Genomic DNA, 15,970 nt, shown 5'->3' on the forward strand with positions numbered 1-15,970 from the left:
TACGACTGCGCGAGGAGGTGCCGTCCTTGCGCATCGGTGAACTGGCCCGGCGGACCGGGGTGTCGGCCCGCGCGCTGCGCCACTATGAGGCGGCGGGGCTGATCGCGTCGGCCCGCGCGGCCAACGGCTACCGGGTGTACGCGGAGGGCGCCGTCGCGCGCGTGGCGAACATCCGGTACCTGCTGGGCGCGGGGCTCACCCTGGACGACGTGTCCGCGTTCCGCTCCTGCCTCGACGGGGACGTCTCCTCCGCCCCGCCGTCCGCCCGCGCGCTGGAGATCGCCCGCGACCGGCTGGCCGTCCTCGACGCCCGGATCGCGGCCCAGACCACGGCGAGGAACCGCCTCGCGGCCGCCCTGGCGGCGATCCCATCGCCGGAGAACCTCCGGGCCTGACCGCGGCCCCGCCGACAGTCACCGCTCGACCGGCTGCCCGCGCCGGTACCGGATGCAGGTGTCGATGCCGGATGCCAGTACCGGTGCCGGTGCCGGTGCCGATGCCGGACGCCAGTACCGGCCGCCCCTCAGACGGCGGCCGGCGCGGTCCGTTCGAGGGTGGCGCGCCCCGACTCGACCGCCCCGGCGAGGGTGAGTTCGCCGCCGGCGAGGGCCCGGCAGGTCGACGTATCGGTCCTCAGCCGGACGTCGGGCTGTTCGCCGACGCCGTCGCCGTACGCGCCGTCGCCGTACGCGGCACTGCCGTCGGATCCGATCCGTACGTGGAACTCCCCTTCGTCCAGCGTCACCTGGACCACGCCCTCGCCCAGTTCGGCGAGCGCCCCGAGCAGCGGGACGGCGTACCAGTGGGCGCGGACGGCGTCGGTGGGCCGCGGGTCGCCGAGCTCGGGCGCGCCCCAGGCGGCGAGCGCGCGCAGCACGGGCAGCAGGTCCCGTCCGCGCGGGGTGAGTTCGTAGACGGACGCCGAGGCGGGCGGGGGCAGTCGGCGCCGGGTGACCAGGTCGGCGCCCTCCATGTCCTTGAGGCGACCGGCGAGCATGTCGGTGCTGACGCCGGGCAGGTCGGCGTGGAGGTCGGTGTAGCGGCGCGGTCCGGCGAGGAGTTCGCGGACGACGAGCAGGGTCCAGCGGTCGCCGACGAGGTCGAGGGCGCGCGCGGCGGCGCAGTGCTGGTCGTAGCTGCGGCGGCGTGGCTGACGTGGCATGCGACGCAGTCTAGACATGTTGTTGGACTTTCCAAGCTCGGACTTGGTAAAACCAAGCAACACTGATTCCGGGGACCTGGGGAGGTCGGACATGGAGTTCCGGCAGTCGAGCAAGCTGAACGAGGTCTGCTACGAGATCCGCGGCCCGGTGATCGAGCACGCCAACGCGCTGGAGGAGGCGGGCCACAGCGTCCTGCGCCTCAACACCGGAAACCCGGCGCTCTTCGGCTTCGAGGCCCCCGAGGAGATCGTCCAGGACATGATCCGGATGCTCCCCCGGGCCCACGGCTACACCGACTCGCGCGGCATCCTCTCCGCCCGCCGCGCGGTCGCCCAGCGCTACCAGTCCATGGGCCTGCCGGACGTGGACGTCGACGACATCTTCCTCGGCAACGGCGTGTCCGAGCTGATCTCGATGGCCGTCCAGGCCCTCCTGGAGGACGGCGACGAGGTCCTCGTACCCGCCCCGGACTACCCGCTGTGGACGGCGGTGATCACGCTCGCGGGCGGCAAGCCCGTGCACTACCTGTGCGACGAGTCGGCCGACTGGTACCCGGACCTCGACGACATGGCGTCGAAGATCACCGACCGCACCAAGGCCATCGTCGTCATCAACCCGAACAATCCCACGGGCGCGGTCTACCCGAAGGAGGTCCTGGAGGGCATCTTCGAACTCGCCCGCCGCCACGGCCTCATGGTGTTCGCCGACGAGATCTACGACCAGATCGTGTACGACGACGCCGTCCACCACCCGGCCGCCACACTCGCCCCCGACCTGGTCGTCCTCACCTTCGGCGGGCTCTCCAAGACGTACCGGGTGGCGGGCTTCCGCTCCGGCTGGCTGGTCGTCAGCGGCCCGAAGCAGCACGCCAGGAGCTATCTGGAGGGCCTCACCATGCTGGCCTCCATGCGGCTCTGCCCCAACGCCCCCGCCCAGTACGCCATCCAGGCCGCGCTCGGCGGCCGGCAGTCGATCCACGAGCTGACCGCCCCGGGCGGCCGGCTGCGCGAACAGCGCGACCGGGCCTGGGAGAAGCTCAACGAGATCCCGGGCGTCTCCTGCGTGAAGCCGAAGGGGGCGCTGTACGCCTTCCCGCGCCTCGACCCCGCCGTGCACAAGATCCACGACGACGAGAAGTTCGTCCTCGACCTGCTCCTGCGGGAGAAGATCCAGGTCGTCCAGGGAACCGGCTTCAACTGGCCCCGCCCGGACCACTTCCGCATCCTCACCCTGCCGTACGCAGACGACCTGGACGCCGCGATCAGCCGCATCGGCCGCTTCCTGAGCAGCTACCGGCAGTGACGCCCCGCCCCCTCGGCTGTCATGATCTACGGGTCTGCAGGACGAGGGAATCGGGAGGGCGACCGGTCATGGATGCGGCGCTGATAGCCGTGGCGGGAACCCTGTTGGGTGCCGTCTTCACCCACTGGTTCCAGGGGCGGGCCACCGAGCGCACGGCCGCGCTCGCCCGCACCGAACAGCTCCGGCAGGAACGGATCGCGACCTACAGCGCCTTCGCGGGCGCGGTCGTCGACTACCGGCACAGCCAGAACGACCGCTGGTTCCGGGCGCTCCAGCGGCCCGGCTCGGAGGAGGCGGAGGAGTCGCGTCACGCCTCCTACCGGCAGCGCACCGCCGCCCGGCAGGCGCTCTTCCGCGTCCAGTTGGTGTGCGACGACCCGGAGGTGCGACGGCTGGCCGAGGCGGCCTTCGTGGATTCCCACTGCATGCACGAGGCCGTCGACGAGGCGGACCGCGCCCGCCGTTCCGAGCAGGCCAAGAAGGCGCTCGCCGTGTTCATCGCCGCCGCCGCGCCCGGCGTCCGCTGACGAACGACCGGAGGGAGGAGCGGACGTGGACCTCGTCGCACCCGTCGTCGTCGAGCCGCTCAAACGACGCCGCTGCTCGGAGTGCCACCAGGGGCCGCTGGAGCGGATGATCGTCGAGTTCAACGCGCCGGTCTGCCTGGACTGCGCCGACCTCGGGCACCTGGTCTTCCTCCGCCGCGGCGACACGGCGCTCACCCGGCGCGCCCGGGAGAACAGCGCCCTCTGGGCCGTGGTCGTCCGGCACAACCGCCGCCGCACGCGGTACGAGCGCCAGGGCCTGCTCGTCGAGGAGGCGGCGCTCGCCCGGGCGGAGCTCGCCTGTCTGGCGGACGCCGAGGCGCGGGCCAGGCGGCGGGCCCGGGACGCGGTGCGGCGCGCGGCGGTCGACGCCGCCGTCACCGCGCTCCTCCGGGCGGAGATCCAGCGGCTCTTCCCGTCCTGCCCGGAGGACCGGGTCACGGAGATCGCCGTCCACGCGTCGACGAAGGGCAGCGGGCGGGTGGGGCGCACGGCGGCCGGACGCTCGCTCGACCGCGGCGCCGTCACCGCCGCGGTACGCGCCTCCGTCCGGCACGTCGACACCCCGTACGACACCCTGCTGATGCAGGGGGTTCCTCGGCACCAGGCCCGGACGAGGGTCGCTCCCGCCATCGAGGCGGTGCTCCGGGCCTGGCGGCTCGGCGGCGGGGACACGCGCGGCCGGGGCCGCGGCTGACCGCTCGGGTGTCAGCGCGCGGCGGCCGGTCCGCGAGGGGCGAACCCTCAGGCCCCGTCTCCGGCGCGGCGCGCGCGACGGTACAGCAGGGCGCCGCCGAGCAGCAGCGCGGCGCTCGCGGGGGCGGCGTAGCCGATGGTGTCCGAACCCGTGGCGGCCAGCGCGACCGAGCTCGTCTCACCCTGCGGGGCCGGGGCGGGCGCCTCGGTCTCGGCCTGCGGCACCGGCACGTTCCGGACGGGGGTCTGCGGGCGCGGCGTGGGGATCTCGATCGGCTGCTGGGGCTTGCCGGGGCCGTTGACCGCGGTGTTGCCGAAGGCCGGGTTGCCGACGCCGACCACGTTGACCGAGTTCCCGGTGAGGTTCACGGGGAGGTCGACGGGCAGCTGGAGGCCGTTCCCGGAGAGCACGCCGGGGGAACCCACGGCGCTGCTCTCGGCGGTGGAACCACCGCCGTTGGAGGAGCCGCCTCCACCGCTGTGGGAGCCACCGGCGTGCTCCCCGCCGCGCGGGGTGCCGGGCTCGTCCTTGTGGGAGCGGTCGCCGCCGGCCGCGTCCGTACCGTAGCCGCCGGGCGCGGAGGAGCGGTTGGCACAGCTGTTGCCGAAGGCGGGGTTGAGCAGCCCGATGACGTTGACCGTGTTCCCGCAGGCGTTGACCGGCACGTGCACCGGCAGCTGAACCGTGTTGCCGGAGCCGACTCCCGGCGAGCCGACCGCAGCGCCCTGGGCGCCGGAGTCGGCGTGCGCGGCGCCCGCCGAGAGCGCGAGCGCCCCACCCGTGACCAACAGTGTGGCCAGACCACTTCGGCGAATCTGCCTCATGGCTTCCTGCCTTCCGGAGGTGTGCACGGGCAAGTGCCCGTACCGGAATCAACGCGACAAACGGGCGTGCCGGATCCGCCCGTTGACGGGTTTCACCCCATCGAGTGGGATTCCGTTCACTTGTCGGGTCATCGCCCCAGGAGGTCGGTGAGGGCTCCGACCGGGTCCGGATCGGGCCCGCCGCGCGGCCACCAGTCCTCGCGGCCGGCGTCCGATTCGTAGCCGTACCAGAGGCCGTCCCGGCCGAGGCGGAGCTGTAGGGATTCGGTGGAGAGCCGGTTGCGCCAGGGGCGGAAGGCGGGGAAGTCGGCGGCGAGGAGCGCCGGTCTGGCCCGGTCGAACGGGCCGGCCGGCGGGTCCCACGGCTCCTCCAGGACCGCGAGGCCGGCGGCGCCGCCCTGCCGCCAGGCGGCGACGGCGCGGGCGAGGTCGGTCGGGCTGCGGTCCAGCGCGTACGCCAGGTCGCGGTAGAGCGCGCGGGTCGATGCGGTGAGCCCGGACCCGGGGTGCGCCGCGGCCAGCCGGACCGCGTCCTGCCAGGGGGTGAGGGCGGCGACCGGGTCGCGCCCGGTGGCGAGGAAGCCGTGGGCGCGGGCGGCGGCCTCGCCGGCGAGGAGTTCGAGGGCGAGCGGATCGGGGGCGTCGGGGTCCGGCGGGAAGACGGCCGGCCGGCCGGGCCGGTCCGGGACCGGCAGCTCGGGGGGCAGCGGCGGGAGCCAGGCCCCGGCGGCCGGAGGAATCGCGATACGGGCGAGGACCGTCGGCATCGGGGGCGCGGCGGCGGTGGTCTCGGCGGCCGACATGGCCGCGTTGCGCCGGGTGAGCTCGGCGAGGAGCTCCTGCTCGCCCCGGCCGCGCATCAGGAAGAGGACGAAGGGGTCCTCGTCGAGGATCCGGGCGGCCTGATAGCAGAGGGCGGCGGCGTGCTTGCAGGGGTAGCCGTCGTCGGGGCAGGAGCAGTCGGGGACCAGGTCACCCGGCGCGGGCAGCAGTCCGGTGACCGCCTCCAGGGCGTGCGGCACGTCCTTGTCGAGGAGGGCGGCGATGTGGTCGGGGCGTGCGGCGGCCTCGTCGAGGAACCGCTCCCAGCCGTCGTCGCCGAGCGTCCGCATCCGGATCTCGGTGCGGTACGGGCGGGGCCGGCTGCCGTGGACGTAGGCGACGACCCGGCCGGGGGTGACCGTGATCGCGTCGACGTGCCCGCGCCCGGCGTACGCCTTGCCGCGGGCGAGGCGGGCCGCGTCGAGCGCGGCGTCCTCCAGGGCCTCGACCCAGGCGTTTCCCCACCAGGTGGCGGCAAACCGGCCGTCGGGCGCCCCGCGGGGGGCGACCTGCGGGAAGCTGCGGCGGCGGTCGTCGTGGCGGGGGGCGGCTCCGCGCGCGCCCCTGGCGTGGTTCACGCGGGCCTCCTCAGGGACACCAGGTCGGCCAGTTCGCGGTCGGTCAGTTCGGTGAGGGCGACCTCGCCGGAGCCGAGGACGGCGTCCGCCAGGGCCCGCTTGGCCCGGAGCATCTCGGCGATGCGGTCCTCGACCGTGCCCTCGGCGACGAGCCGGTGCACCTGCACCGGCTGGGTCTGCCCGATGCGGTAGGCCCGGTCGGTCGCCTGTTCCTCGACGGCCGGGTTCCACCAGCGGTCGTAGTGGACGACGTGGCCGGCCCGGGTGAGGTTGAGGCCGGTGCCCGCGGCCTTCAGGGAGAGCAGGAAGACGGGAACCTCACCGGCCTGGAAGCGGTCGACCATCCGCTCCCGCTCGGCCACCGGGGTGCCGCCGTGGAGCAGTTGGGCCGGGACGCCGCGCGCGGCCAGATGGTCGGCGAGGAGCCGCGCCATGGACACGTACTGGGTGAAGACGAGCACGGAGCCGTCCTCGGCGAGGATCGTGTCGAGGAGTTCGTCGAGCAGGGCGAGCTTCCCCGAGCGCCCCGCGAGCCGGGCGGTGCCGGTGCCGCGCGGAGCCTGTTCCTTGAGGTACTGGGCGGGGTGGTTGCAGATCTGCTTGAGGGAGGTCAGCAGCTTCATGACGAGGCCGCGGCGGGCCATGCCCTCGGCGGCCTCGATCTGCGCCATGGTCTCGCGGACGATCGCCTCGTACAGCGATGCCTGTTCCCGGGTGAGGGAGACGGGGTGGTCGGACTCCGTCTTGGGCGGCAGCTCGGGCACGATGCCGGGGTCGGACTTGCGCCGGCGCAGCAGGAAGGGCCGCACGAGCCGGGCGAGCCGCTCGACGGCCTGCTCGTGCTCGATCTCCTCGTGGTTCTCCACGGCCCTGGCGTGGCGGGCGCGGAACGCCTTGAGCGGGCCGAGCAGGCCGGGGGTGGTCCAGTCGAGGAGCGCCCAGAGTTCGGAGAGGTTGTTCTCCACGGGGGTGCCGGTCAGGGCGACCCGGGCGGGGGCGGGGATCTCGCGCAGCGCCCTGGCCGTCGCGGAGAACGGGTTCTTGACGTGCTGCGCCTCGTCGGCGACGACCATCCCCCACTCCCGTCCGGCCAGTTCGGCGGCGCTGGTCCGCAGGGTGCCGTAGGTGGTGAGGACGAAGCCGCCCTCGGTCCCGGTCAGGTCGCGGTCGGCACCGTGGAACCTCCGGACGGGTACGTCCGGGGCGAACTTCCGTACCTCCCGCTGCCAGTTGCCGAGCAGGGACGCCGGGCAGACCACGAGGGTGGGGGCGCGGCGGGCGCGGCGCAGATGGAGGGCGATGAGGGTGACGGTCTTGCCGAGGCCCATGTCGTCGGCGAGGCAGCCGCCGAGGCCGAGCGAGGTCATCAGGTCCAGCCAGGCCAGGCCGCGGAGCTGGTAGTCGCGCAGGGTGGCGGTGAGGCCGGGCGGGGCCTGCACGTCCTCGGGGCCGGCCAGGAGCCGGTCGCGGAGCGCGGCGAGCGCCCCGACGGGGACGGCGGGGACGGTCTCGCCGTCCACTTCGGCGGTGCCGGTGAGGGCGACGGAGAGGGCGTCGACCGGTTCGAGCAGGCCGAGTTCCCGCTTGCGCGCCTTGCGGACGAGCGCGGGGTCGACGACGACCCACTGGTCGCGCAGCCGCACGATGGGCCGGTGGGACTCGGCCAGGAGGTCCATCTCGCGCTCGGTGAGCGGATCGCCGTCGAGGGCGAGCTGCCAGTTGAACCGCAGCAGCTCCTCGCTGTCGAAGAAGGAGGTGCCGTCGGTCGCGGAGCCGGGCGCGGCCTGGGCGGGCCTGACGACGGCGGAGGCGCTGAGGGAGCGGGCGAGTTCGCGCGGCCAGTGGAGGGCGACTCCGGCGTCGGCGAGCCGGGCGGCGGCGGGGCCGAGCAGCTCGTACAGCTCGTTCTCGGTGACCGCGAGGACGTCGGGCACGTCCCGCTCCAGGAGCCGGGCGAGCGGTGGCCAGACGCGGGCGGCGCGGCGCAGGGCGAGGACGGCGTCGATGCGGGCGCGGGGCCCGAAGTGCTCGCCGTCGCCCGCCCACAGGTCCGTGGCGTCGATGACGAGGGTGGGGTCGGCGAGGCTGTGGATCTGCAGCAGCGCGGCGGCGGCGTGCCGCTCGTCGCCGTCCTCGTCCTGGGCGATGTCGAAGAGTTCGAACCCCGAGAAGTCGAGGCGGAGCGAGACCCGCACCCCCGCGTCCATCCCGGCCGCCGCCTCGGCGGCCCAGGCACGCGCGCGGGGCAGATGCTGGGGCGCGCGGGCCGCGAACGGCGCGCCGACCGCGTGGGCGGCGGCCGGGGTGCGGGGCAGGGTGTCGGCGACGGCGTCGAGGAAGGCACGCACGAGGGCCTCCGGTTCGGGCAGCCGCAGCGCGCCGCGCCCCGGCACGGGCACCGCGTACGCCTCGTACGGCAGGGCGGCGGCGACGGCCCGCAGATGGGCGATGTCGTCGGCGTCCAGGGGCCCGGCCCGCCAGGCGTCCAGGTCGTCCGCGGTGAGGCCCGGCAGCAGCCGTCCGCGGGCGGCCAGGTGCAGGGCGTGCAGCGCGGCCGCTCCCCAGCCGGCGGTGGCGGGGTGGGCCGCGGGATGGTGGCGGGCCACGACCAGGTGGGGCAGGGCGGCCTCGACCGGCAGGGCGAGCGCCGGCACGGCAAGGCCCCGGGCTCCGCCGCCGTGCCGGCGGGCGACGGTCAGCTCGACCCGCTCCGCGCCGCTCTCCCCGGCCTCCGGCAGTGTCCCGCCGTCGGGCGCCCAGAAGGCGACCCGGCCCTCCCGGGGAAGGGCCGCGGGCAGGAAGACGGCGGCGCTGGTCGTCCAGGTGTGTGTCACGGCTCTGCCCTCCTCCCGCTGTACGACGTGAACCCGACTGGACTCCGACCTTACGGGTGAGGTCTGACAACGGCCGTCAGGCGGTTCCCCCGGGCGGCCCATCAGCGGATGACAAGGGTTCCCCCGGGCGGCATGGTGGCCTGGACCGGGGTGACTCCGAGGTGCCCGCGTCCGCGTGGGTCCGAGGCGCCTCCGTCCCTCCCGGTACGGCGCGACACGACCTGACACGACCCGACCTGACTCGACACGACACGACACGACAGAAGAGGAACCGCCATGTCCGTACGCCGGCGTCTCACGACCGCCACCGGGGCCGTGCTGCTCACTCTCGCCGTCGCCGGCTGCTCGGGCCTCGGCCGCAGCGCCGTGGGCACCCTGACGTACGAGACGGAACGCGATCTGCTGGTGACCGTGACGAGCCCCTCGGTGAACGGCTGCCACCGGCTGGCGCCGTCCGGAGTGACCAAGATCGAGAACAACACCCTGCTCGACATCGTGCTCTACCGGACCCGCGACTGCCAGGGAGAGATGTCCACCTACCTGCCCACCAACACCGGCGACCAGATCGCACCCGGCACCCTGCCCTGGCGCAGCTTCACCGTCGTCCACTAGGGCCTGTCGTCACCTTCCCGTCGTCGCCCGGCAGACGGGAAGGTGACGACAGACCCCAGGGTCCGCCGTCCCCGTTCACATTCCCCCGCCACGGGTACATGCTGGTGGTACCCCTCGGGGACCCGGACCGGGGATGTGACCGTCATGCGGAGCGGCAACGAGCCGACGACCGCGCGCAGCGCGCTGCGGCTGCGGTTCTGGCTGAGTGTGTGGGGACTGCTCTGGGCGGCCTTCGGCACGACCGTGTTCTCGCTGGTGGGCCGCCCGGGCTGGGCCGCGGCCTGCGGGGTGCTGTTCCTCGTGGTCGTGGTCGACCTGACGATGGTGACGCGCCACCTCCACCAGGGCCCGCACTGGCAGCCGGGCCGGGACATCCCACCGTACGAACCCGATCACGGCGCGCCGAAGCGCTGAGCCGCCCCCGTGCCGACGGTTTCCCGGTCAGTTCCTGGTGTCGAAACCCGCGGCCTGGAGGTACTCGGGCTTCGGGTCGAGCGCGGCGGCGAGGCGGAAGTGCCGGGTGGCCTGGGCGGTCTGCCCGGAGCGCTCGAAGGTGCGGGCCAGCGCGAAGTGGGCGAACGCGTTGTCCGGCTCGCGCTCCAGGACCAGCTCGAACTCCAGCTGTGCCGGTCGCAGCTGGGCGGCCGCGAAGAACGCGCGGGCGCGCAGCAGGCGCGCGGCCGTGTTCTCGGGATGGGCGGCGATCACCGAGTCCAGCAGCTTCACGGCGCCACGGGGGTCCCGCGCGGCCAGCAGGTGCTCGGCGGCGCGGAAGTCGATCACGTGCGTTTCCGGGTTCCTGTCGGCCACGATGACATCCTTCCCCTCGATCCGGTGGTTGAACACCGGACCCGGCGACCGCATTCCGCCCGGCGGTACGGCTAGTCGCCCTGGGCGGGGGCCGCGGCGCGGCGCTCCAGTTCGTCCCAGACCTTCCGGACCTGCGGTTCGAGGGCGTCCAGGGGTCCGTCGTTGTCGATCACCAGGTCGGCGACGGCCAGCCGGCGCTCGCGCGTGGCCTGGGCGGCCATGCGGGCCCTGGCCTCGGGCTCGACCATGCCCCGGAGCCGTACCAGCCGGTCGAGCTGGGTCTCCGGAGCCGCGTCGACGACCACGACCAGGTCGTACAGCGGCGCGAGGCCGTTCTCGGTGAGCAGGGGCACGTCGTGGACGACGACGTCCCCGGCGACGGCCCGGCTCTCCAGCTCCGCCGACCGGGCCCCGACCAGGGGGTGGACGATCGCGTTGAGGGTGGCCAGCCGCTCGGGGTCGGCGAACACGATGGAGCCGAGTCTCGGCCGGTCGAGCGCCCCCTCCTCGGTGAGGACTCCCTCCCCGAACGCCTCGACGACGGCGGCGAGCCCCGGTGTCCCGGGTTCGACGACCTCGCGGGCGATCCGGTCCGCGTCGATCAGCACGGCTCCGTACGAGACGAGCAGCCGCGACACTTCGCTCTTGCCGGCGCCGATCCCGCCGGTCAGGCCCACCTTCAGCATGAGCGGCAGCTTAGGGCCTGCGCCCGGAGGGCTACGCGTCGCCCTCCCGCTCGGCGAGGAAGCGCTCGAACTCGCGGCCCAGCTCGTCCGCCGACGGCAGCTCGACCGGCTCGGCGACGAGGCTGCCCCGCGTCTCGGCGCCGGCCGCCGCGTCGTACTGGTGCTCAAGGCCCTGTACGAGCGCGACCAGCTCCTCGTCGCCCTCGCCGATCTGGCGGTCGATCTCGGTCTGGGTACGACGGGCCTCGGTCCGCAGGGAGTGGGCGACGGCGGGGAGGACGAGGCCCGTGGCGGCAGTGACGGCCTCCAGGACGGTCAGGGCCGCGTCCGGGTACGAGGAGCGGGCCACGTAGTGCGGGACGTGCGCGGCGACGCCGAGGGTGTCGTGTCCGGCCTCGGTGAGGCGGTACTCGACGAGGGATTCGGCGCTGCCGGGGACCTGGGCCTCGTCGAAGGGGCTGCGGTGCCCGGGCATGAGGTCGGTGCGGTTGCCGTGCGGGGTGAGGCCGACGGGGCGGGTGTGCGGCACGCCCATGGGGATGCCGTGGAAGTTGACGGAGAGACGGACGCCGAGGCGCTCGACCACCTGCCCGACGGCGGCGGCGAACCGCTCCCACTCCACGTCGGGCTCGGGGCCCGACAGGACGAGGAAGGGGGCGCCGGTGGCGTCCTGGACGAGGCGGACCTCGATGGTCGGCGTCTCGTACGCGGTCCAGCGGTCGCGCCGGAACGTGAGCAGCGGGCGGCGCGCGCGGTAGTCCACGAGCCGGTCGTGGTCGAAGCGGGCCACCAGCTGGTGCGGAAGGGTGTCGAGCAGGCCGTCGACGATCTGCTCGCCGGTCTCACCCGCGTCGATGTAGCCGTCGAAGTGGTACAGCATGACCAGCCCGGCCGACTCCTGCGCCAGGGCCAAGTCGACGACCGCCAGGCCCTTCGCGTCCCATTCGTACAAATCCTGGGGATCAAGCACGATTACCGCTCCTCCTCGTGTTCTCTCTGGAAACGCCGTGTGCGGCACGGCCATTCCCGCACCGGGCGATCTTCCGGCGGAGTTCCGGGCCAGGAGCCACCCGTCGACCACTGGTCCAGACCTTGACATGACCACGACCTCTCCCTACCGTCTCGGGACAGCATCGCGTTCAGCATCCCGACCATCGTGCACATACAGGAACTCCCCCTCGTTCCCGTCCGGAAGGCATCCCCATGCGCACCCGAACGCTGCTCCTCCCCCTGCTCCCGGCTCTGCTCGCCGTCCCCCTCGTCACCACGCCCGCCGCGGCGGCCACGGTCGAGGTGTCGACCGCCGCGCAGCTCAAGACGGCCCTCGCGGCCGCCCGCCCCGGCGACACGATCCACCTCGCGGACGGCACGTACACCGGGAACTTCAAGGCCACCGTCCCGGGCACCGCGACGGCCCGGATCACGCTGACCGGCTCCTCGCGGGCGGTCCTGACGGCCGGCGGCGGCTACGGGCTGCACCTCAACGGCGCCTCGTACTGGACGGTCGCGGGGATCACCGTGACCGGCGGCCAGAAGGGGATCATGGCGGACTCCGCGAACGACGTGGTGATCGACGGCGTGACCGTGCACGACCTGGACATGGAGGGCGTGCACTTCCGCAACTCCAGCAGGAACGGCGTCCTGAGGAACTCGCGGATCTACGACACCGGGAACGACGGGCGGGGCATGGGCGAGGGGGTGTACGTCGGCACCGCCAACACCCTCACAGACCGGAGCGACAACGCGCAGATCCTGAACAACGTCATCGGGCCGGACGTCGGCGGCGAGAGCGTCGACATCAAGGAGGGCACCACCGGGGCGCGGATCGTCGGCAACACCTTCGACGGGCGCGGGCTGACCGGCGCCAACTACGACGACTCCTGGGTCGACGTGAAGGGCAACGGCGTCCTCGTGGAGGACAACACCGGCGTGAACACGACGAACAACGGCTTCGAGACCCACAGCCAGCAGAGCGGCTGGGGCTGCGGCACGGTCTTCCGGGGCAACCGCTCGAACCTCACGGGCGCGACCGGCCCCCAGCGGCTCGCGATCAACGTCGCCCACCAGAGCGGCACCTGTACGACCACGGTGTACGCCTCGAACACGGTGACCGGCGGGAACGGCCTGACGAACATCGCCGTCACCCCCTGACCCGGCACGGCGCCGGAAAACGACCGAGGCCCGCTCCCCCGAAGGGGAACGGGCCTCGATTCGCTAGCGGCTAGCGCTCAGCGGAGAGCCTGTTCAGCTCTGGCCGCCGGCCAGCTTCTCGCGCAGGGCGGCAAGCGCCTCGTCCGACGCCAGGGCGCCGGAGTTGTCGTCCGACTCCGAGGAGTACGAACCACCCGAGATGCCCGCACCGGCGTTGCCGGCGGCCGGGGCGGCAGCACCCTCGGCAGCGGCGGCCTCGTCGGCCTCGCGGGACTTGATGACCTGAGCCTGGTGCTGCTCGAAGCGAGCCTGCGCCTCGGCGTACTGGGTCTCCCACGCCTCGCGCTGGGTCTCGAAGCCCTCGAGCCAGTCGTTGGTCTCGGGGTCGAAGCCCTCGGGGTAGATGTAGTTGCCCTGGTCGTCGTAGGACGCGGCCATGCCGTACAGGGTCGGGTCGAACTCGACCGAGGCCGGGTCGGCACCGAAGGACTCGTTGGCCTGCTTCAGCGAGAGGCTGATGCGACGACGCTCGAGGTCGATGTCGATGACCTTGACGAAGATCTCGTCGTTGACCTGGACGACCTGCTCCGGGATCTCCACGTGGCGCTCGGCCAGCTCGGAGATGTGGACCAGACCCTCGATGCCCTCGTCCACGCGGACGAACGCACCGAACGGAACCAGCTTGGTGACCTTACCCGGGACGACCTGACCGATCTGGTGGGTCCGGGCGAACTGCTGCCACGGGTCCTCCTGCGTCGCCTTCAGCGACAGGGAGACACGCTCGCGGTCCATGTCGACGTCGAGAACCTCGACGGTGACCTCCTGGCCGACCTCGACAACCTCGGAGGGGTGGTCGATGTGCTTCCAGGACAGCTCGGAGACGTGCACGAGGCCGTCGACGCCACCCAGGTCCACGAAGGCACCGAAGTTGACGATCGAGGACACGACGCCGGAGCGGACCTGACCCTTCTGGAGGGTCGTGAGGAAGGTCTGGCGAACCTCGGACTGGGTCTGCTCGAGCCAGGCACGGCGGGACAGGACCACGTTGTTGCGGTTCTTGTCCAGCTCGATGATCTTCGCCTCGAGCTCCTTGCCCACGTAGGGCTGGAGGTCGCGGACGCGACGCATCTCGACGAGGGAAGCCGGCAGGAAGCCACGGAGGCCGATGTCGAGGATGAGACCACCCTTGACAACCTCGATGACGGTGCCGGTGACGATGCCGTCCTCTTCCTTGATCTTCTCGATGGTGCCCCAGGCGCGCTCGTACTGGGCACGCTTCTTCGAGAGGATCAGGCGGCCTTCCTTGTCCTCCTTCTGGAGGACCAGGGCCTCGATCTCGTCGCCGACCTTGACGACCTCGTTCGGGTCGACGTCGTGCTTGATCGAGAGCTCGCGGCTCGGGATGACGCCTTCGGTCTTGTAACCGATGTCGAGCAGGACCTCGTCCCGGTCGACCTTCACGATGACGCCGTCGACGATGTCGCCGTCGTTGAAGTACTTGATCGTCTCGTCGATCGCGGCGAGGAAGGCTTCCTCGTTACCGATGTCGTTGACCGCAACCTGCGGGGTGGTGCTGGTGGCGGTGGTCTCGGTGCTGCTCGTCATGTGGGAAAGGGCTCCGGTTACGGACAGAAAGTCGTAGGTACTGCTACGCCGAGAGCCCGTATCGCACCAAGAAGCCGGACAGCCAATGAGGCACCCGCCCGCGAACGGGGGAAGCCTCGAAAACCGAGGGGACATAAACCAGGTACGAGCGCGGCCTGCTCCGTCTGAGGCGCGCAGGCCCGCAGCGCAACCTTTAGCATACGGGGGCAGCCGGACAGGGTCAATGCGCGAAGCGCGCACCCGGGGCAGAACGCCGCAATTCCGGCGCAACTCATGCCTCCCACGCCGCATCGGCGGGGTCGGCCGCACCGCGGCACTGAGCGCAAACTACATCGGCGGGCGAGATGAACCAAGAGTACGAACACGAAGACGCGACCGAGGACGAGGCCGAGGCGACCCGGCGTGACGCGGGGGACGCGGAGAGCAGCCGGGCCAGTCGTGGCTGGTGGGACCGGAATGCCGACGAGTACCAGAGCGACCACGGTTCCTTCCTCGGTGACGACCGGTTCGTGTGGGGTCCCGAGGGGCTCGACGAGGCCGAGGCCGGGTTCCTGGGTCCGGCCTCGTCGCTGAAGGGCCTCACCGTCCTGGAGATCGGCGCGGGCGCGGCGCAGTGTTCGCGGTGGCTGGCGGAGCAGGGGGCGCGGCCGGTCGCGCTCGACCTCTCGCACCGCCAGCTCCAGCACGCGCTGCGGATCGGGGGCGACGTGCCGCTGGTGGAGGCCGACGCGGGGGCGCTGCCCTTCCGGGACGGCTCCTTCGACCTGGCCTGCTCGGCGTACGGCGCGGTGCCGTTCGTCGCCGATCCGGTACGGGTCTTCCGCGAGGTGCGCCGGGTGCTGCGGCCCGGTGGCCGCTGGGTGTTCTCGGTGACGCACCCGATCCGCTGGGCGTTCCCGGACGAGCCGGGGCCGGAGGGCCTCTCGGTGGCGGCCTCCTACTTCGACCGCACGCCCTACGTCGAGCAGGACGAGCAGGGCCGGGCCGTGTACGTGGAGCACCACCGGACGATCGGGGACCGGGTGCGGGACGTGGTGGCCGGCGGCTTCCGCCTGCTGGACCTGGTCGAGCCGGAGTGGCCGGCGTGGAACGACCAGGAGTGGGGCGGCTGGTCCCCGCTGCGGGGGAACCTGATCCCGGGCACGGCGATCTTCGTGTGCGAGCGCGCGGAGTAGCGGAGCGGTCTCGCGGTCGCGGGCAGGTGGGTCGCGGTCGCGGGCAGGCGGGCGTTCCCACGGGCAGGCGGGTCGCGCTCGCGGGGATGCGGGCGTTCCCGCGGAGCGAATAGTCGTATCAGTCGTATGACCGGGTGGGCCCTGTGGACAACGGGGCCCACCTCTC

General features: G+C 72.9%; 16 protein-coding genes. 8 read left to right on the top strand and 8 right to left on the bottom strand.

Annotated features, from left to right (window positions below; translation table 11 throughout):
• Window positions 1-26 precede the first annotated feature (26 nt).
• Window positions 27-395 (top strand): MerR family transcriptional regulator, encoded by a 369-nt coding sequence (locus tag ACFVZH_RS26575; protein ID WP_384900971.1) that lies wholly within the window; start codon window positions 27-29, stop codon window positions 393-395.
• Between the two features lie 128 nt (window positions 396-523).
• Here the strand turns inward: ACFVZH_RS26575 and ACFVZH_RS26580 are convergent, their stop codons facing one another.
• Window positions 524-1,162 carry a winged helix-turn-helix transcriptional regulator gene (locus tag ACFVZH_RS26580; protein WP_384900973.1) on the bottom strand — a complete coding sequence of 213 codons (639 nt, stop codon included), beginning with the start codon at window positions 1,160-1,162 and terminating at the stop codon, window positions 524-526.
• A gap of 91 nt (window positions 1,163-1,253) precedes the next feature.
• Here ACFVZH_RS26580 and ACFVZH_RS26585 point away from each other — a divergent pair, with 91 nt between their 5' ends.
• The 3 genes from ACFVZH_RS26585 to ACFVZH_RS26595 all read left to right on the top strand — a co-directional run bounded on the left by ACFVZH_RS26585 (window position 1,254) and on the right by ACFVZH_RS26595 (window position 3,707).
• Complete coding sequence (locus tag ACFVZH_RS26585; RefSeq protein ID WP_384900974.1) at window positions 1,254-2,465, top strand: pyridoxal phosphate-dependent aminotransferase; 1,212 nt, start codon at window positions 1,254-1,256, stop codon at window positions 2,463-2,465.
• A gap of 68 nt (window positions 2,466-2,533) precedes the next feature.
• Window positions 2,534-2,992 carry a hypothetical protein gene (locus ACFVZH_RS26590; protein WP_384900975.1) on the top strand — a complete coding sequence of 153 codons (459 nt, stop codon included), beginning with the start codon at window positions 2,534-2,536 and terminating at the stop codon, window positions 2,990-2,992.
• Window positions 2,993-3,017: 25 nt separating this feature from the next.
• Window positions 3,018-3,707, top strand: a complete 690-nt coding sequence (locus tag ACFVZH_RS26595) for a DUF2293 domain-containing protein (protein ID WP_384900977.1) — start codon at window positions 3,018-3,020, stop codon at window positions 3,705-3,707.
• Window positions 3,708-3,754: 47 nt separating this feature from the next.
• Here ACFVZH_RS26595 and ACFVZH_RS26600 read toward each other — a convergent pair whose 3' ends face one another.
• From ACFVZH_RS26600 to ACFVZH_RS26610, 3 genes are all read right to left on the bottom strand, one after another.
• Window positions 3,755-4,531, bottom strand: a complete 777-nt coding sequence (locus ACFVZH_RS26600) for a chaplin (RefSeq protein ID WP_384900979.1) — start codon at window positions 4,529-4,531, stop codon at window positions 3,755-3,757.
• 128 nt (window positions 4,532-4,659) lie between these two features.
• Window positions 4,660-5,931, bottom strand: a complete 1,272-nt coding sequence (locus tag ACFVZH_RS26605) for an SWIM zinc finger family protein (protein ID WP_384900981.1) — start codon at window positions 5,929-5,931, stop codon at window positions 4,660-4,662.
• Window positions 5,928-8,765, bottom strand: coding sequence for a DEAD/DEAH box helicase (locus ACFVZH_RS26610; protein WP_384900982.1), 2,838 nt, complete (start codon window positions 8,763-8,765; stop codon window positions 5,928-5,930). The genes ACFVZH_RS26605 and ACFVZH_RS26610 overlap by 4 nt, the downstream gene beginning before the upstream one ends.
• A 276-nt stretch (window positions 8,766-9,041) precedes the next feature.
• On the opposite strand from ACFVZH_RS26610, the gene ACFVZH_RS26615 reads away from it, so the two are divergent.
• Both ACFVZH_RS26615 and ACFVZH_RS26620 read left to right on the top strand, forming a co-directional pair.
• A complete protein-coding gene (locus ACFVZH_RS26615) occupies window positions 9,042-9,377 on the top strand; it encodes a hypothetical protein (protein WP_384900984.1) in 336 nt (111 codons plus the stop codon).
• A gap of 144 nt (window positions 9,378-9,521) precedes the next feature.
• Window positions 9,522-9,791 carry a DUF6343 family protein gene (locus ACFVZH_RS26620; RefSeq protein WP_384900985.1) on the top strand — a complete coding sequence of 90 codons (270 nt, stop codon included), beginning with the start codon at window positions 9,522-9,524 and terminating at the stop codon, window positions 9,789-9,791.
• A 27-nt stretch (window positions 9,792-9,818) separates the two neighbouring features.
• On the opposite strand, the gene ACFVZH_RS26625 is transcribed toward ACFVZH_RS26620, so the two are convergent.
• The 3 genes from ACFVZH_RS26625 to ACFVZH_RS26635 all read right to left on the bottom strand — a co-directional run bounded on the left by ACFVZH_RS26625 (window position 9,819) and on the right by ACFVZH_RS26635 (window position 11,843).
• Window positions 9,819-10,187 carry a tetratricopeptide repeat protein gene (locus ACFVZH_RS26625; RefSeq protein ID WP_190157040.1) on the bottom strand — a complete coding sequence of 123 codons (369 nt, stop codon included), beginning with the start codon at window positions 10,185-10,187 and terminating at the stop codon, window positions 9,819-9,821.
• A gap of 71 nt (window positions 10,188-10,258) precedes the next feature.
• Complete coding sequence (gene coaE / locus ACFVZH_RS26630) at window positions 10,259-10,873, bottom strand: dephospho-CoA kinase (RefSeq protein ID WP_384900987.1); 615 nt, start codon at window positions 10,871-10,873, stop codon at window positions 10,259-10,261.
• A 31-nt stretch (window positions 10,874-10,904) separates the two neighbouring features.
• A complete protein-coding gene (locus ACFVZH_RS26635) occupies window positions 10,905-11,843 on the bottom strand; it encodes a PAC2 family protein (protein ID WP_384900989.1) in 939 nt (312 codons plus the stop codon).
• A gap of 233 nt (window positions 11,844-12,076) precedes the next feature.
• On the opposite strand from ACFVZH_RS26635, the gene ACFVZH_RS26640 reads away from it, so the two are divergent.
• Window positions 12,077-13,024 (top strand): right-handed parallel beta-helix repeat-containing protein, encoded by a 948-nt coding sequence (locus ACFVZH_RS26640; RefSeq protein WP_384900991.1) that lies wholly within the window; start codon window positions 12,077-12,079, stop codon window positions 13,022-13,024.
• Between the two features lie 93 nt (window positions 13,025-13,117).
• On the opposite strand, the gene rpsA is transcribed toward ACFVZH_RS26640, so the two are convergent.
• Window positions 13,118-14,629, bottom strand: coding sequence for a 30S ribosomal protein S1 (gene rpsA / locus ACFVZH_RS26645; protein WP_015032828.1), 1,512 nt, complete (start codon window positions 14,627-14,629; stop codon window positions 13,118-13,120).
• A gap of 344 nt (window positions 14,630-14,973) precedes the next feature.
• On the opposite strand from rpsA, the gene ACFVZH_RS26650 reads away from it, so the two are divergent.
• Window positions 14,974-15,804 carry a class I SAM-dependent methyltransferase gene (locus ACFVZH_RS26650; protein WP_384900992.1) on the top strand — a complete coding sequence of 277 codons (831 nt, stop codon included), beginning with the start codon at window positions 14,974-14,976 and terminating at the stop codon, window positions 15,802-15,804.
• Window positions 15,805-15,970: the final 166 nt, after the last annotated feature.

This window comes from Streptomyces sp. NPDC059534, assembly GCF_042743475.1.
Lineage (GTDB): Bacteria > Actinomycetota > Actinomycetes > Streptomycetales > Streptomycetaceae > Streptomyces.

Excerpts from the sequence above, each read along its gene's own strand:
- rpsA (WP_015032828.1), bottom strand. The coding sequence starts at position 14,629 with ATGACGAGCAGCACCGAGACCACCGCCACCAGCACCACCCCGCAGGTT.
- ACFVZH_RS26620 (WP_384900985.1), top strand. The coding sequence starts at position 9,522 with ATGCGGAGCGGCAACGAGCCGACGACCGCGCGCAGCGCGCTGCGGCTG.
- ACFVZH_RS26580 (WP_384900973.1), bottom strand. The coding sequence starts at position 1,162 with ATGCCACGTCAGCCACGCCGCCGCAGCTACGACCAGCACTGCGCCGCC.
- ACFVZH_RS26650 (WP_384900992.1), top strand. The coding sequence starts at position 14,974 with ATGAACCAAGAGTACGAACACGAAGACGCGACCGAGGACGAGGCCGAG.
- ACFVZH_RS26600 (WP_384900979.1), bottom strand. The coding sequence starts at position 4,531 with ATGAGGCAGATTCGCCGAAGTGGTCTGGCCACACTGTTGGTCACGGGT.
- ACFVZH_RS26640 (WP_384900991.1), top strand. The coding sequence starts at position 12,077 with ATGCGCACCCGAACGCTGCTCCTCCCCCTGCTCCCGGCTCTGCTCGCC.
- ACFVZH_RS26590 (WP_384900975.1), top strand. The coding sequence starts at position 2,534 with ATGGATGCGGCGCTGATAGCCGTGGCGGGAACCCTGTTGGGTGCCGTC.
- coaE (WP_384900987.1), bottom strand. The coding sequence starts at position 10,873 with ATGCTGAAGGTGGGCCTGACCGGCGGGATCGGCGCCGGCAAGAGCGAA.
- ACFVZH_RS26585 (WP_384900974.1), top strand. The coding sequence starts at position 1,254 with ATGGAGTTCCGGCAGTCGAGCAAGCTGAACGAGGTCTGCTACGAGATC.
- ACFVZH_RS26615 (WP_384900984.1), top strand. The coding sequence starts at position 9,042 with ATGTCCGTACGCCGGCGTCTCACGACCGCCACCGGGGCCGTGCTGCTC.